At 58.2% G+C, this 15,047-nt stretch carries 13 protein-coding genes, 1 tRNA gene and 2 pseudogenes; 10 read left to right on the top strand and 6 right to left on the bottom strand.

The genetic code is table 11. From position 1 onward, the window contains the following. Positions 1-50 precede the first annotated feature (50 nt). Positions 51-878: a c-type cytochrome gene (locus HU806_RS11435; RefSeq protein WP_186611605.1), complete on the bottom strand. Its 828-nt coding sequence runs from the start codon at positions 876-878 to the stop codon at positions 51-53. Positions 879-1,475: 597 nt separating this feature from the next. Between HU806_RS11435 and HU806_RS11430 the strand changes: the two genes are divergently transcribed. The 3 genes from HU806_RS11430 to HU806_RS11420 all read left to right on the top strand — a co-directional run bounded on the left by HU806_RS11430 (position 1,476) and on the right by HU806_RS11420 (position 5,652). Continuing rightward, a complete protein-coding gene (locus HU806_RS11430; protein ID WP_186611479.1) occupies positions 1,476-2,681 on the top strand; it encodes an acetyl-CoA C-acetyltransferase in 1,206 nt (401 codons plus the stop codon). A gap of 25 nt (positions 2,682-2,706) precedes the next feature. Beyond that, the gene (locus HU806_RS11425) at positions 2,707-4,851 is read left to right on the top strand and encodes a 3-hydroxyacyl-CoA dehydrogenase NAD-binding domain-containing protein (protein ID WP_186611478.1); all 2,145 of its coding nucleotides are present in this window, start codon (positions 2,707-2,709) and stop codon (positions 4,849-4,851) included. An 84-nt stretch (positions 4,852-4,935) separates the two neighbouring features. Beyond that, positions 4,936-5,652, top strand: a complete 717-nt coding sequence (locus HU806_RS11420; RefSeq protein ID WP_186611477.1) for an amidotransferase — start codon at positions 4,936-4,938, stop codon at positions 5,650-5,652. A gap of 62 nt (positions 5,653-5,714) precedes the next feature. Here the strand turns inward: HU806_RS11420 and HU806_RS11415 are convergent, their stop codons facing one another. The 3 genes from HU806_RS11415 to HU806_RS11405 all read right to left on the bottom strand — a co-directional run bounded on the left by HU806_RS11415 (position 5,715) and on the right by HU806_RS11405 (position 8,451). Next, positions 5,715-6,686, bottom strand: coding sequence for a magnesium and cobalt transport protein CorA (locus tag HU806_RS11415; protein WP_186611476.1), 972 nt, complete (start codon positions 6,684-6,686; stop codon positions 5,715-5,717). A gap of 135 nt (positions 6,687-6,821) precedes the next feature. Continuing rightward, positions 6,822-7,544: a lysophospholipid acyltransferase family protein gene (locus HU806_RS11410; RefSeq protein ID WP_186611475.1), complete on the bottom strand. Its 723-nt coding sequence runs from the start codon at positions 7,542-7,544 to the stop codon at positions 6,822-6,824. A 217-nt stretch (positions 7,545-7,761) separates the two neighbouring features. Beyond that, positions 7,762-8,451, bottom strand: coding sequence for a crotonase/enoyl-CoA hydratase family protein (locus HU806_RS11405; RefSeq protein WP_186611474.1), 690 nt, complete (start codon positions 8,449-8,451; stop codon positions 7,762-7,764). Between the two features lie 308 nt (positions 8,452-8,759). Between HU806_RS11405 and HU806_RS11400 the strand changes: the two genes are divergently transcribed. After that, a tRNA-Ser gene (locus HU806_RS11400) sits at positions 8,760-8,849 on the top strand. 107 nt (positions 8,850-8,956) lie between these two features. Here the strand turns inward: HU806_RS11400 and HU806_RS11395 are convergent. Next, positions 8,957-9,594: pseudogene (locus HU806_RS11395) on the bottom strand (Abi family protein). A 234-nt stretch (positions 9,595-9,828) separates the two neighbouring features. Here HU806_RS11395 and uvsE point away from each other — a divergent pair. The 4 genes from uvsE to HU806_RS11375 all read left to right on the top strand — a co-directional run bounded on the left by uvsE (position 9,829) and on the right by HU806_RS11375 (position 12,660). Then, on the top strand, positions 9,829-10,872 hold the full coding sequence (gene uvsE / locus HU806_RS11390) for a UV DNA damage repair endonuclease UvsE (protein ID WP_186611473.1): 1,044 nt from the start codon (positions 9,829-9,831) through the stop codon (positions 10,870-10,872). 136 nt (positions 10,873-11,008) lie between these two features. Next, positions 11,009-11,491, top strand: a complete 483-nt coding sequence (locus HU806_RS11385) for a nuclear transport factor 2 family protein (RefSeq protein WP_186611604.1) — start codon at positions 11,009-11,011, stop codon at positions 11,489-11,491. Positions 11,492-11,506: 15 nt separating this feature from the next. Then, the gene (locus HU806_RS26480; RefSeq protein ID WP_238350157.1) at positions 11,507-12,025 is read left to right on the top strand and encodes a type II toxin-antitoxin system HigB family toxin; all 519 of its coding nucleotides are present in this window, start codon (positions 11,507-11,509) and stop codon (positions 12,023-12,025) included. Then, positions 12,022-12,660: a helix-turn-helix domain-containing protein gene (locus tag HU806_RS11375; RefSeq protein ID WP_186611472.1), complete on the top strand. Its 639-nt coding sequence runs from the start codon at positions 12,022-12,024 to the stop codon at positions 12,658-12,660. The genes HU806_RS26480 and HU806_RS11375 overlap by 4 nt, the downstream gene beginning before the upstream one ends. Before the next feature lie 16 nt (positions 12,661-12,676). On the opposite strand, the gene HU806_RS11370 is transcribed toward HU806_RS11375, so the two are convergent. Further along, positions 12,677-13,642 carry a DMT family transporter gene (locus HU806_RS11370; RefSeq protein WP_186611471.1) on the bottom strand — a complete coding sequence of 322 codons (966 nt, stop codon included), beginning with the start codon at positions 13,640-13,642 and terminating at the stop codon, positions 12,677-12,679. A 127-nt stretch (positions 13,643-13,769) separates the two neighbouring features. Between HU806_RS11370 and HU806_RS11365 the strand changes: the two genes are divergently transcribed. After that, complete coding sequence (locus tag HU806_RS11365; protein WP_527251145.1) at positions 13,770-14,351, top strand: hypothetical protein; 582 nt, start codon at positions 13,770-13,772, stop codon at positions 14,349-14,351. 57 nt (positions 14,352-14,408) lie between these two features. Continuing rightward, a pseudogene (locus HU806_RS11360) lies at positions 14,409-14,848 on the top strand (diaminopimelate epimerase). Positions 14,849-15,047 lie beyond the last annotated feature (199 nt).

The following is a 15,047-nucleotide window of genomic DNA, read 5'->3' as shown; positions in this document are numbered from 1 at the left end:
TGGCAAGCGAGCCTTTGCGGGTGAGGAGCAAGCTCACCCCAAAGGCCAACTTACTGCTTCAATGGCTGCTTACGCCCCGCCATGTGCTTCAAGTACCCCACCAGTAAATCCAACTCCGAGTCCGGCAGCACAGCCGCTGAGAACCCGGGCATTTTTCCTTGGGGCCAGTGGCGTAAGCTCTGCGGATCCCGTATGTAGAGCCTGAGGAAATCTGCCGAGAAATATTCCGTAGGGTTGAAAGGGATGTTCAGGTCCGGGCCGAACTGCGCGTCACCCGCGCCGTTGAGGCGATGGCAAGCCAGGCAGTTTTTTTGGAACAACTCGAAACCTTTATTGACTGGATCATCTTTGGCCAGGGTGGGCGAGGGCAATAGCGCCGGGAACCGGTCGGCCACTGCCGAGAGACGCTTGATGGTCGCCACTGAGTAGGGCCATTGCTCGGGGCTGATATGGCCCGCTTGGGGATCGGTCCAGACCAGGTAGAAGGGACCGGCGCTGTGCTTGCCTTGCCCCAGCGGCGGCCAAGGTTTGGCCGGGTCTTCAATCGCCAGCCACGCTCGTGCGCCGTTCGTGTTGAGCAGCGGCGCCGCGGGCATTTCGGCGGCAAAGCCGTCCAGCGCCACGGCTTGCAAATGATCGTCCGACTGGATACCGGCCAGCAGTGCGGTCAACGGCACGGCGCGATAGCTCATGGGTTTCTTGTAGGAAACATCTTCAGTGATTTGGACGGTTTGAACTTCTGGATGCTTGAGCAGCTCTTCGGTTTGCCAGGTGCGCGCATTCGTACCCAGCTCCAGCACCAACTGCGCGGCATAGGAAGGCGCGCTGAGCAGCAGCGCCCCAATCAATGTGAGTGCTTTCAATACGTCGCCGTCCATGTCGAGGGGGAAGTGCAGAGGTTGGCACAGCCACCGTTGTCGAAACAACGATCCGTCTCGTATTTATCGGCGATGCAATTTACTGAGGGTGCGGACACCACGCGCCTGGATCAGCCGATCACCTTGGTGATATTCGGCAGAATCAACAGCAGCGTCGTGGCAAAGAGAATGAGTCCGGCTTGACGAACTTTCGAATGTTTGAACATGGCTGACCCGCCTTTTTGTTATTTCCTGAGGCCAGCCTGCGTAACTCCATCACGGCTGGCGTTGCACTTCCTGTTGAACAAGCGTCTCGGCAAAACCCGACGACTTACTTGTACAAGGTTTACCTTAGGGGCCACGGCTGCCATGGCTTAGATCCAATTCGTATCAATTCCAATTGTTCGGCTATTAAAAAGGCATGAGGCCTATTGCCAGCTTCTTGCCGGGCCTTTTGCTAGACAGCTTGCTCACCTGAAACGGTTAACCCGATAGCTCGCTACCGTTCGTCTGAGCGTGGCTGTCAATGCCATTGAGCACTGTGGTCATTGCATCCAGTGCCGCTGGGCTTAAGGTTGGAGGGGTTTTGTTCCATGCCGATAGCGGTTCGAGGATGTCATGACCCAAGCTTTTATTTTCGATGCATTACGCACGCCTCGCGGCAAAGGTAAACCTGACGGCGCGCTGTACACCGTCAAGCCGGTAAACCTGGTTGCTGGCCTGCTTACTGCGTTACGGCAGCGCATGAGCCTGGACACCGGTCATGTTGATGACGTTGTGCTTGGTTGCGTGACGCCAGTGGGCGATCAAGGCGCCGACATTGCCAAGACCGCTGTCCTGGTGGCCGACTGGGACGTGAGCGTGCCCGGCGTGCAACTCAACCGCTTTTGCGCCTCGGGACTGGAGGCCGTGAACCTGGCCGCGATGAAAGTGCGCTCCGGCTTCGAAGATCTGGTAGTGGCTGGCGGCGTCGAGTCGATGTCGCGGGTGCCGATGGGCAGTGACGGTGGCGCGTGGGCGCTGGACCCGCAATCCAACCTGCACGGCCATTTCGTGCCCCAAGGCATTGGTGCCGACCTGATCGCCACTCTTGAGGGTTTCAATCGCGAGGACGTCGACGCGTTCGCCATGCAGTCCCAGCAAAAAGCCGCGCGGGCCCGTGACAACGGTTCGTTTCACAAATCCTTGGTGGCGGTGCGCGACCAGAACGGCATCGTGTTGCTGGACCATGACGAATTCATCCGCGCCGATTCAACGCTTGAAGGCCTGGGCAAGCTCAGGCCGAGTTTCGAGGCGATGGGGCAGTCGGGCTTCGATGCCTCGGCGTTGCGGGTCTACAGTCATGTCGAACGGATCAATCATGTGCACACCCCGGGCAACAGTTCGGGCATCGTCGATGGCGCGGCGCTGATGCTGATCGGTTCCCAGGCGAAGGGACGCGAGCTGGGCCTGGAGCCTCGGGCGCGAATCGTCGCCACTGCCGTCACCAGCTCAGAGCCGACCATCATGCTCACCGGTCCGGCCCCAGCCACCCGCAAGGCCCTGGCGAAAGCTGGGCTGCGGGTGGAAGACATCGACTTGTTCGAAGTCAACGAAGCCTTCGCCTCGGTGGTGCTCAAATTCATCAAGGACATGGCCATCGACCCGGTCAAGGTCAACGTCAACGGCGGCTCCATCGCCATGGGCCACCCTTTGGGTGCCACGGGATGCGCAATCCTCGGCACGCTGCTCGACGAACTGGAGGTGCGTCGCCAGCGCTATGGCCTGGCGACTTTGTGTGTCGGCGGTGGCATGGGCATCGCCACCATCATCGAACGCCTCTGAGCCCCGACTTCAAGGAACACTTTTCATGATCGACGCCATTCGTTACGAAACCGGCGAGGACCGGATCGTCGTCCTCACCCTGGACATGCCAGGCCAGAGCGCCAATACCATGAACGCGATGTACCGCGAGGCGATGGCCATTTGCGTAGCTCGCTTGATCGCTGAAAAAGATTCGATTGCCGGTGTGATCGTCACCTCCGCCAAGAAAACCTTTTTTGCTGGCGGCGACCTGAGCGAGCTGGTCAAGGTCGGCAAGCACGAGGCCCAGGCGTTCTACGAAACGGTCTTGGGACTCAAGGCGCAACTGCGTGCCTTGGAAACCTTCGGCAAGCCCGTGGTCGCTGCCATCAATGGCGCAGCCCTGGGCGGCGGTTGGGAAATATGCCTGGCTTGTCATCACCGCGTCGCGTTGGATCATCCGTCGGTGCAGATCGGCTTGCCGGAAGTCACCCTCGGCTTGCTGCCGGGCGGTGGCGGTGTGGTGCGAATGGTGCGTCTGTTGGGCCTGGAAAAGGCCTTGCCGTATTTGCTTGAAGGCAAGCGTGTGGGCCCGCAACAGGCGCAGCAGGTCGGTTTGATCGATGAGCTGGCGGCGGACCGCGACGAACTGCTGGCCAAATCCCGGGCCTGGATTCTCGCCAACCCGAGTGCGGCTCAACCATGGGACGGCAAAGGCTATCGTATGCCCGGCGGGACGCCGGCCGACCCGGCAGTCGCTCAGATGTTGGCGATCGCGCCTTCGATCCTGCGCAGCAAGACCCAGGGCTGCTTGCCGGCTCCGGAGAAAATCCTCTGCGCCGCCGTCGAAGGCGCACAGGTGGGGTTTGACGCGGCGCATCTGATCGAGACCCGCTATTTCACCGAGCTGGTCACCGGCCAAGTGGCCAAGAACCTGATCGGCACTTTCTGGTTTCAACTCAACGAGATCAAGGCCGGCGGTTCCCGCCCACAGGGTTTCACGCCTTATCGGACAAACAAAATCGGCGTGCTCGGTGCCGGAATGATGGGAGCCGGCATCGCCCATGTCAGCGCGCTGGCTGGCATTGACGTGGTGCTCAAGGACATCGACCTGGCCGCAGCGCAAAAGGGCAAGGCCCGCTCGGCGGCGTTGCTGGACAAAAAAGTCGCTCGTGGCGAGCTTACCGATGGACAGCGTGATGCCACGCTGGCGCGCATCCATCCCACCGACAGCGATGCCGACCTGGCGGGTTGCGACCTGATCATCGAAGCCGTATTTGAAGACCGCTCTTTGAAAACCAGCGTGTCGGCGGCAGCCCAGGCGGTGGCAGGACCTGACGCGGTGATTGCTTCCAACACTTCGACGCTGCCCATCAGCGGCTTGGCGATGGCGGTGCCGGACCCGAGCAAGTTTGTCGGATTGCACTTCTTCAGCCCAGTGGAAAAAATGCCGTTGGTTGAAATCATCAAGGGCGCGCGGACCAGCGATGAAACCCTTGCCCGGGGCTTCGATTTCGTCCTGCAAATCGGCAAGACCCCGATTGTGGTCAATGACAGCCGCGGCTTCTTCACGTCGCGGGTTTTCGGCACCTTCATCAATGAAGGCATCGCGATGCTTGGCGAAGGTGTGAGTGCGCCGATGATCGAAACCGAGGCGCGCAAGGCCGGGATGCCGGTCGGCCCGCTGGCTGTTTCAGATGAAGTTTCCCTCAGCCTGATGAGCCATATCCGCACGCAAACGGCCAAGGACCTGCAAGCAGAAGGGAATACGCCGATTGAGCACCCGGCATTCGCCGTGATTGACTGGCTGCTCGAGAAAGACAAGCGATCGGGCAAAGCCGCCGGCGGCGGTTTTTATGAATATCCGGCCCAGGGACAGAAATACCTCTGGCCGGTGCTCAAGAACCGCTTCGAGAAACCCGATCGGCAGATCCCGCCTCAGGACATCCGTGAGCGCCTGCTGTTCATCCAGGCCTTGGAGACCGTGCGCTGCGTCGAGGAGGGCGTCGTCACCTCGACGGCGGATGCTAACGTCGGCTCGGTCTTCGGCATCGGCTTTGCGGCCTGGACGGGCGGAGCGTTGCAGTTCATCAACCAATACGGTGTGCAGGCGTTCGTGGCCCGTGCCCAATACCTGGCCGATCAATACGGTGAACGTTTCTCACCGCCCGCCCTGTTGCTGGAAAAAGCCGCGAGCCAGGCGTTGTTCTGATCGAGAGGGGGGCTTGCCTTGGGGCGGTGTTTCAAGGCAGGCTCTGGGTGTGCAATATTCCCATCATCGTGTCAGGTATTTTTTATGTCGCTACGCATCTGCATTTTGGAAACCGATATCCTGCGTCCGGAACTGGTCGACCAATATCAGGGTTACGGGCAGATGTTTCAGCGCCTGTTTTCGCAGCAGCCCATTGCGGCCGATTTCACCGTGTACAACGTGGTGCAAGGGCAATATCCCAGTGACGATGAGCAGTTCGACGCCTATCTGGTCACAGGCAGCAAGGCCGACTCCTTCGGCACCGATCCCTGGATCCAGACCCTCAAGACGTACCTACTGGACCGCTACCAGCGTGGCGACAAGTTGTTGGGCGTCTGCTTTGGCCATCAGTTGCTGGCGCTGCTGCTGGGTGGCAAGACTGAGCGGGCGAGCCAAGGCTGGGGCGTGGGCACCCATCGTTATAAGCTCGCGGCCAAGGCGCCGTGGATGAGCCCGGTAATGGAAGAATTGACCTTGCTGATCAGCCATCAGGATCAAGTTACCGAGCTACCAGAAAATGCCACGGTCATCGCTTCAAGCGATTTCTGCCCCTTCGCGGCCTATCACATCAACGATCAAGTCCTGTGCTTCCAAGGCCATCCGGAATTTATCCACGATTATTCCCGGGCCTTGCTGGAGATCCGCCAACAGCACCTCGGCGAGCAAATCTACAGCCAGGGCGTGGCGAGTCTTGAGCATGAGCATCACGGCACGACCGTGGCGGAATGGATGATGCGTTTCGTGGCTCAAAAGCAGCTTTAAGCTACAAGCGCTGCAAGCCCGAACTTGCAGCTTGAAGCTCAGAGCTTGCAGCTGCTCCTCTCCTACAACCATCCCGACCGCTTGAAACTCGCCCACAACGCGATACACCCTACCCCGATAAACCCCAGCACCAGGAAATAGCCGTAGTGCCAGGTCAACTCCGGCATATTCTCGAAGTTCATCCCATAGATCCCGGCGACAGCTGTCGGGAACGCCAGGATCGCCGCCCATGCTGCGAACTTGCGTTGCACCACGCTCTGGCGTGACGCTTCGAGCAGCACACCAATCTCGATGGTCTGGCTGGCAATGTCCGCCAGGGTCGCCAAGTCTTCCATCTGGCGGGTGACGTGAATCTGCACATCACGGAAATACGGGCTCATATTCTTGTCGATGAACGGAAAATCCAGCCGCTGCAGTTCCTCGCTGATTTCCACCATCGGCGCCGCGTAGCGACGCAGGCGCAGCACGTCGCGGCGCAAACTGTGCAGGTTCTGGATGTCTCGCTCGTTGAGGGCGCTGCACAGCACGTTGCGCTCCAGCTCATCGATCTCGGCGTGAATGGCTTCGCCCACCGGCTGGTAGTTTTCAATGACGAAATCGAGGATGGCGTAGAGGACGAAATCCTCCCCGTGCTCCAGCAGAATAGGACGTGCCTCACAGCGTTGCCGGACGTGGGCGTAGGACGCGGAGTGACCGTTGCGGGCGGTGATGATGTAACCCTTGCCGGCGAAGATATGGGTTTCGATGAACTGCAGCTTGCCGTCCTGGCGTACCGGCGAATACGTGACGATAAACAGCGCATCGCCAAATGTCTCCAGCTTCGGACGACTGTGTTTCTCCATGGCATCTTCAATCGCCAACTCGTGCAGGTTGAACTGGCGTTGCAGGTTGGTCAGTTCCAGCGTGCTCGGCTCTTCGAGTCCGATCCACACGAAATGTCCTGGTTTTGCAGCCCAGGCGCTGCCTTCGTCGAGGGTAATGTTGGTGACTTTCTTACCGGCGCTATAAACCGCAGCAGCAACGACTCTACCCATGATGATGGTTCACTTCTTCTTGGAAATTGGCAGTGGCAGGCACGTGCAGCTTAGCGCGCCATGGGGCTTGAGAGTCAGCAAAATCAGCTGAGTTCGCCGCTAATGGAAAACCCGCCATGGAGGCGGGTTTTTGGCTCATGCGGCTTGCAGCTGCCGATCCATCGTCTCGATGCACTCGCGCATCTGTTCCCGGCATTGGGCGACGAGGCTGGGCATGTCATCCATGCTCAGGCCTGCCGTAGGAATCGCCGGCAGCGAGCGTATGAGAATGTCACCGGAGCGCCAGCGATTTAGGCGCATGTGCTTGATGTAGCTGCTGACACACACCGGGATAATCGGCACCCCGGCGGCGATCGCCATTTGAAACGCGCCTTTCTTGAATGGCAGCAGCTCTTCGCCCAAGTTACGCGTACCCTCCGGGAACACCCAGATAGACGTGTTCTCGTGCTGGAGCGTATGCGTGGTGGCCAGCATCGACTGGCGCGCCTTGATCGCATTGCCGCGGTCGATCAATACGTTACCCGCCAACCAGAACAATTGCCCAAACAGCGGCACCCACTTCAGGCTCTTCTTGCCAATGCACACGGTACGACGCGGCACCACGTTGCCGAACATGAACAGATCATAATTGGACTGATGATTGGCGATGATCACGCAACCCTGGGATTTGTTCACCAGCGTATCGACCTCGGCCTTCACCCGCAGGCGCAGGATCCACATCGCAGGCAGTGCATACAGCCTGGCGCATAAACGGCTGTTGTCGGGGTTGAACGGCCGGCACAGCCCCAGCATCACGCCCAGCACACCCGCTAAGACAAAATGCAAGGCCATCAAAGACATACGCAATGCAAACAACATCAACAGGCCCCATTGGGACAAAAGGTGGCGCAGTGTACGGATGTGCACTGTTTTCAGCAATTGTCCCTATAGAAGTAGGAGATGGCCGATGTTTAAGTGTTTATCTAGCAGCAACTTGAAAGAAGCGTGCTAGAGCGGTTGCCGGACTTTTACTCGACATGTGTAGGACAAAGCGCTAGCCGCTCCTCACCACAATGATCCCTGAATGATTTGGGGGTCAGCCCATATATTCCTGATCCAGCAGAATCGCACTGTCCAACGTCTCCAGCAGCGCCTTGCGAACCTTGAGCTTGGTGTTTTTATGGGCCGTCATGTTGATCTTCTTCAACTGGCGCGCCGCTTCCAATGCCGCCGCTTGCAACTCGTCAGCCGAGACCACTTTATCGAGGAAGCCGGCATCCACGGCGCTCTGCGGGTTAAACATCTCGCCATTGATGACCGAGCGGTGAAAGGCAGACTTGCGCAAGCGGTCGCGGGCCAGCTCGATGCCGGCATGGTGCATGGTCATGCCGATTTGCACCTCATTCAGGCCAATCGTGAACGGACCCTCAACGCCGATGCGGTAATCCGCCGACAGCAACAGGAACGCGCCCTTGGCCACTGCATGCCCGGAACACGCGACGATGACAGGGAAGGGGTGGGACAACAGGCGACGGGCCAGGGTCGAGCCGGACGCGACCAGGCTCACCGCCTCCTTGGGCCCAGCTGTCATCACTTTCAAATCGTAACCGCCCGACAGGATCCCCGGTTGCCCGGTGATGATCACCACCGCGCGATCGGCCACTGCCTGGTCCAGCGCGACGTTGAACGCGACGATCACGTCAGGCGAGATAGCATTGACCTTGCCGTTGTTCAAGGTCAGGGTCGCAATACCGTCTTCGAGATGGTAGGCAATCAGGTCGCTCATGGCGCTATTCCTTGTAAGAGAAGTGAAGCAGACGTTACCCACCGCCGCAGGCCAGGTAAAGCACCGTGACTGACTCGCCGGTCAGCCGCGCCCCCCGACAAACATCCCGGCCCGCCCAGCAGGCCGCGCCTGCTTCTATAGCGCAGCACACAGACAAAGCCGGAGTTTGGCCGGTTTGCCATGCCCCGGCGCGTTTGAAACGCCAGCCAGCCTTAACCACATGAAAATTCTGAAAAAAACCTTTGCCATCGGAAAAGCTTTCGACTACATTAGCGCGCCTCGACAGACTGAACAGTTTGCCGAGACACGGTGAAGTGTCCGAGTGGCTTAAGGAGCACGCCTGGAAAGTGTGTATACAGGAAACTGTATCGAGAGTTCGAATCTCTCCTTCACCGCCACATTCTACAAACACAAACCCCTGATTTTCCTAGAGAAAGTCGGGGGTTTGTGGTTTTTGGTGTGTGGAAAAGGGCGATATGGGACCCATCTGGAAACAAAAGCATAGTCAGATCCCAAACAGCGCCCGGGGGAATCCTGTTTCATCAGGCAAACCCAGCGATGCAAATGGACAGCCCGGCACCATAGGCTTGGAGTCGATGACGTCTGCAACCTGCTGTATCCATTTCGAGTTGGCTCCGATGGTTGTGACCAGATACCAAATGATCGCAATCAATCCGTATAGACGGCTCGTTGCATTCGAATCGAGGGAAAGTCTTTCGAAGTAGCGATCATTCGGAATGGTGGGCAGCGGATTGGCTGAAACCTGGTTCCAGATGCGGCTGTGGTGGGCGCACCGGTTTCGCAGGGTGTTGATCTCTCGCAGCCATTCTTTCAAGATTTTTGTGTGGGAGAGGCCAAACCGCTTGCAGATTCGTTCCGGTGGCTGTCCTTCAAGATCTCGTAGTATTTCGATGCGGTTCCTAAGTCCCAAGCTTCGACGACGACCCAGAATGGTATGGATCTATGGTGTTGTCGATGCCATTCGATGCTGTCCTCACGGCTACGACCAACCTGATCCTCCTGACGCTTTAGCCACTCGTTCCAGATGTTGCGTGGCTTGCCTTGTCTGGTTATGAAGGTCTTGGTTTGCGAGGGATTGATGTAGCCGATGTCTTGATAGGCCAGCGGGTCGTGATAGCCCACCTCGTGAGCGACCGCCGAGCTTGTTTGTAAGGCCAACAAGTCGGTTTCAGGTAGATACCCAACGTAAACGCACTCTCTTACGTAGCTCCCAGATTTATCCTACTTTCTTAGTTCGGCGTAACTCGGTATGTAAGTCCGCAGGTTTGCTGTCTGCTGTCAAATAGCCAATCAAAAAGCACCACTCGGCCACCGCAATGTCTACCGCACATACGGACCCAACGGCCAGGACACTCCATGACCCACCCCCGAATCGGCTTCGCCTGCCAATATCGGCACCCAGATCGCGGCCTTTCAGTCAGCGCGTTAAAAGCAATCGAAAGCCCATTCAATCCTCGCACCACGACGTTGCGCTGGATGGACGGCGTCTCTCCCCAGGTCGCCCGCGACAAGCTAGTGGAAGTGGTCGCCCACAATCTCGACGCGCAGTTGCGCCTGATCGCCTACGTTGCCGAGTTGCCGCCTACTCTGCGCATGCTTCGCCTGAGTAGCGACCTGCTGCCGTTCTACAGCCATCCGAAAGTGCGCGGCTTTTATCGGGACCCGGTTATTCAACGTCAACTTGAAGAGCGTTTCGCTGCGATTGGCGAGGTGGCGCGTTCGGCGGATATCCGATTGTCTTTTCACCCGGGCCAATACTGTGTGTTGGGTTCGGATAAACCATCGGTGGTGGAAAACAGCATCGCCGAGTTTGAATACCACGCCGACATGATTCGGATGATGGGCTACGGACGGCGCTTCCAGGATTTCAAATGCAACGTGCACATCGCTGGGCGCCTGGGAGGCGAGGGGATTCGTGGGGTCTGGCCGCAACTGTCGGAAGTGGCACGCAATTGCATCACGTTTGAAAACGAGGAGAAGACTTACGGCGTGGATGATTGCCTGCAACTCGCTGACCTTGCCCCCGTCGTGCTGGACATTCATCACTGCTGGATCAACGAAAATGATTACATCGCGCCGGACTCCCCGCGAGTCGATCGCATCATCGAAAGTTGGCGTGGGGTTCGGCCCACCATGCATTACTCGCAGCCGCCGGAGCGCCTTCAGGAGTTGGGTTTCGATGCGGACCGCAAGCTTGAGATGGAGGCGTTGTTGAAGGCCGTTTCCAAACGTGATTTGTACGGCCACAGTGATCAAATGTGGAACGGCTGGACCAACACTTACGCGCTCAGGTTCCTGGACCGTTTCGACATTATGTTGGAGGCGAAAGATAAGAACCTGGCGGCGCAGGCGTTCTATGAAAATGTTGCGCGGCCGTATCTTGCTGCGCTGTCTACTTAAGCGAACTTCAGACCACTGAACAGCATCATGCAACCCCACAGCAGTATCGGGCAAAAGCTTAACGGCGCATGCCGTTAAGGTGCTTCCTGAAAGCCCTTACCCGTTGAACTGCTGTGAGGTACATCTGATGAAGTGGATGAGTTTGGCTTGGCGCGTCCAGGTTCTCGCGTTGTCTTTAATATTTTCAACGGCCCACGCCTGGGCCTCGGAGAACACTCAAAACACCAACACGGATCTGGTTCGCCAGGCATTCGCTAACTGGCAGCAAGGAAAAGGCTCGGCGTTCGATCTGCTGGCGCCCGATGCCAAATGGACCGTGGCCGGCACGAGCCCCGTTTCTGCTGTCTACGCCAGCAAGGCTGAGTTGGCCCAAGCCGTGCGGCCAATTACTGCGAGGCTGGCAACGCCAATTGTCCCTACGGTGCGCAGTATCGTTGCCGAGGGCGATGTCGTGGCGGTTCTTTGGAGTGGAACGGCCACGGCGCTGGATCACAAACCCTACGACAACACCTATCTGTGGCACATGACATTCAAGAGTGGCCAGATCGTTGAAGTGACGGCTTTTCTGGATACCTACGCCTTGGACGACCTCATGCGACGGGTGAAACCCGCCCACTGACGGCCTGCATGCCTCATGCGTTCGAGCGTCCGTTTGATGGGAGCGTTGCCAAATCCCTTGCGCAACGCGCCCTTTCTGTTTGAGCCCGCCGCCGCTTGCGCCTTTGAAACCTTTCCACATATGAATGCACCCAGCAGTCATCAAACAGAGGTTGTGAAAAAACACAACAAGAGTACCATCGGCCCGAAGACAAGGAAGCCCATGGATATACTCACGCCATCACGTTTTGACGACGCTGCGATTTTGTACCCGAACGACAAGGCCGGGCTTGATCGATGCCTGCGCATTTTGAGGATGGCGCGCCCCAAGGCGTTCGCCGACCTGCAAAAGCTTTTCGGTACGCACGGTGTCGATTTGTTCAAGCCCAGAGCCGCAATGAATTGGGTGGTGATCGACGTAGGCGGTAACAATCCCAGGGTGATAGGCGGCGTCAACTATGCCCGGCAGAAGTTCTACGTCAAACACATCTACACGCATGCCGATTACGACGTTGCCAACGTCTGGTATGCAAGAAACAAAGGGGTAAGACGATGAGCGCAGCCCGTAACGACCTTCAAACGGTGATCGCAACGCTTGGCGAGCTACACGCGGTACTGGATCGCCTGCGCGGTGAGTTTGTGTATGGGATCAAGACCCCTGCCGACTATGACCGTGCGACCGACCTGCTCGATGAACTCACTGACGGGCGCGAACTGAGCAAGACCGAGGAGAGAATTCTCGTTGAGCTCGAGGACGAAATCCTGGCCTACCAGCGCGACTCCGACCAGTTTCGCGAATCGAATGCTTCTTTTGAGATGACCTGTACGCCTGTGCAATTGATCAAGGACCTGATGGAGACGCTCGGGCTGACCGGTTCAGACCTCCCTGAAATCGGTGATAAAACGGCGGTGTCCAAGGTGCTCAATGGCGATCGGCCTATCAGTCACAAGATGGCGTACGCGCTGGCGGAGCGATTTGCGATGGAGCCGAGTGCTTTCTTGACCGCAGGCTCGATAGAGGCGGCTCATATCGAAACTGTTCGTCTTCCCGTCGGCAAAAATTCAGCGTATCACCGCTTTCGCAACGACCCGTTGACCGCCCATTCAGTGAAAGACCCCGGCGCTGGTGAGTACAAAGTGGTGACTTCGAAGGGCCGCAAAAAAACAGTCGAAGAGCCTGACAAAGGGTAGGGCAGTCGTCTGCTGATCAAGGGCCGGGGTCAGTTGACGCCCCACGGGAAGCCAGAATGATACGCACCCCCATCCCCACCCCAACCAACACAGCCGCAAGACCTGTCGTCTCCAGAGCTGTCGGCAGCCGGCCATGAAACCACAAGCCGAGCAACGTCGCGAACAACGACTCCAGAGCGATCAATTGCCCGGAAAGCACCATGGGCAGGCGCCGTGACGCTGCGTTCCAAGCCCAGGCCCCTATGACGGACGACATCAATGCGATAACGAAACCCCAGAGGTATAAACGCCCGGCAACGGAAACATGAAACCCCAGGCTCGGCAGTTTGAGCAGGTCGAGGGCTTGTACCGCCGGTAACAAGCACAAGGTGCCGATTCCGGCGCCGGCCATCATGAGACCGGTCCACGCGCCAGATGCATCGGCTGGCAGCTTAAGCAGCGCCCGCTGATTCAACCAACTGAATGCGAGCCACAACACCACGGCGCCAATTGAAAATAATAAGCCCATCAGCCACGAGCCATCGCTTGCGACGGGTTGGTGGATCGCGCCGAGATTCGACAGCAGAAGTCCAACCGTCAAGAAAACCAGCGGGATCGCCAATTTGTGCCATGGAAGGGTTTTGGTCGTGGCGTTGCCCAGCAGTGCCAGCAAGACCGGCACCACTCCAATAAAGGCGGGGGTCAGCACCGGCCCGCCGAAGATGATGCCGGCGGCGATACAGGCGCTGTAGCCGAGGTAGCCGATCACGCCCAGGCCTGCGGCCAGAAATACCTGGTTGGGGAGCAGGCGTCGAAGCTGGGCTCGGTAGATCAGCACGACAGCCAGGCCCAGGGCACCGGCGATCAAGAATCTTACGATCATCAAGTCATAGATCGTGTAGGCACCGGTGACGTAAGGCGCAATAAAGTTCAACGCCCAGCTCAGCGTCGCGACCACGGCGAGGGCCAATCCGCTGATGAGGTTCGAGTGGGCCCGGATCATCAGGCGTGCGCCCCGATGCACCGGCCATTGCAGCGAGTCCCTGAACGCTTTATAAAATCTCGCGCTGGCATCGCGTCCCTTCCGACCGTCGTTGGCGCTGGATATCTGACCTGCATGGAGCATCATCGTGAGCCAAATGTTTCCCCACCTCAACTCCCGAACTGACATTCGCCCCCACAGTACGTTTCGCGCGCTGCGACATGCCTTTAACCTCAGCTTCCTGGCGCTGCTCAGCGGCTGCGGAGCGCTGTCGGACGTCCGCTCTTTCTCCACTCCCTACTCAACGCCCGATGATGGTGAGACCGCGCGCTTGCGGGTGATCAGCGATGGCATGGTCAGGGCTGTCCCCAAGTCTGATTGCGTGGACTTCCGTCTGCCGGGCGCGGGGGTGATGGTGGCGTTCCGCGATGGGTACGCCAATCGCAACGGTGAGAACCTGGGCATGCCGGCTATCGGCAAATCCTCGCCCTCTACGGTAGTGACTGAGCTGCGAGTGCCCGCCGGAAAGCCCATCGCTTTTCATTACATCGGGGCTCAGTGCTACAACATGTTCAGCTTTGTCCCGGAGGCAGGAATGGATTACCAGCTGGAAGCGGCGGGGCGTCATGAATGTACAGTGACACTCCAGCAATTGCCTGCGGGATCGACGCAGCTCCCCCCTTCATTCTTGAGGGACAGCAAACTGTGTAGGGCAACGGATAACTTATAGCGTGGCGATTTTACGACCGATCAGATGGCCCCCATTCTTCCCTGTCAGGATCAGTCCATGCCGTTGAGCTTTCAAAAGATGCATGCCAATGGCGACGACTTCGTCATCGTCGACGCGCGAAACGCCGTTAACCCAATGACAAGTGCCATGGTCCAGCGAATGGGTAATCGGAACCGGGGCGTGGGCTTCAACCAACTCGCCGTGCTGCTCGATTGCGACGATGCTGATGCGCGCGTGATGTTCTGGAACGCAGATGGCTCCGCATTGGATGTCATATTCGACTGCGCATCTGGGAGCGCGGGGCGGGTATTGCGCTGGGTTCTGGTTCCTGTTCCTGCGGGGCGGTTGTCAACGGTATCCGTCGTGGTTTGTTGGACGATTCCGTCGAGGTTGAATGCGATGGCGCAAGCGTGACGGTGCAATGGGATGGCGTGGGTGCGGTCTTTCTTATCGGGCCGGTGGAGGCGAGTTTTTCAGGGACGATGAGTCAAGGCTGAGTCGGTAGCTTTCCACCCGACATAGTAAGGATCCGCAGGAAGTTCAGCTTGCTCGCCAACGTGGCAGCGAGTTACACACGGTCTTGATATTTGCACATTCCGTGGCGAGGGAGCTTGCTCCCGCTTCACGGGGGATAATACGGCCCTGCTTGAGGTCACAAGCGCTCCCCTCCATGATATTGGCGGCTGAGAAGGATCG

The sequence above is a fragment of the Pseudomonas sp. SWRI154 genome (assembly GCF_014268645.1).
Classification (GTDB): domain Bacteria; phylum Pseudomonadota; class Gammaproteobacteria; order Pseudomonadales; family Pseudomonadaceae; genus Aquipseudomonas; species Aquipseudomonas marvdashtae.
This window is presented reverse-complemented; position numbering and strand designations above follow the sequence as displayed.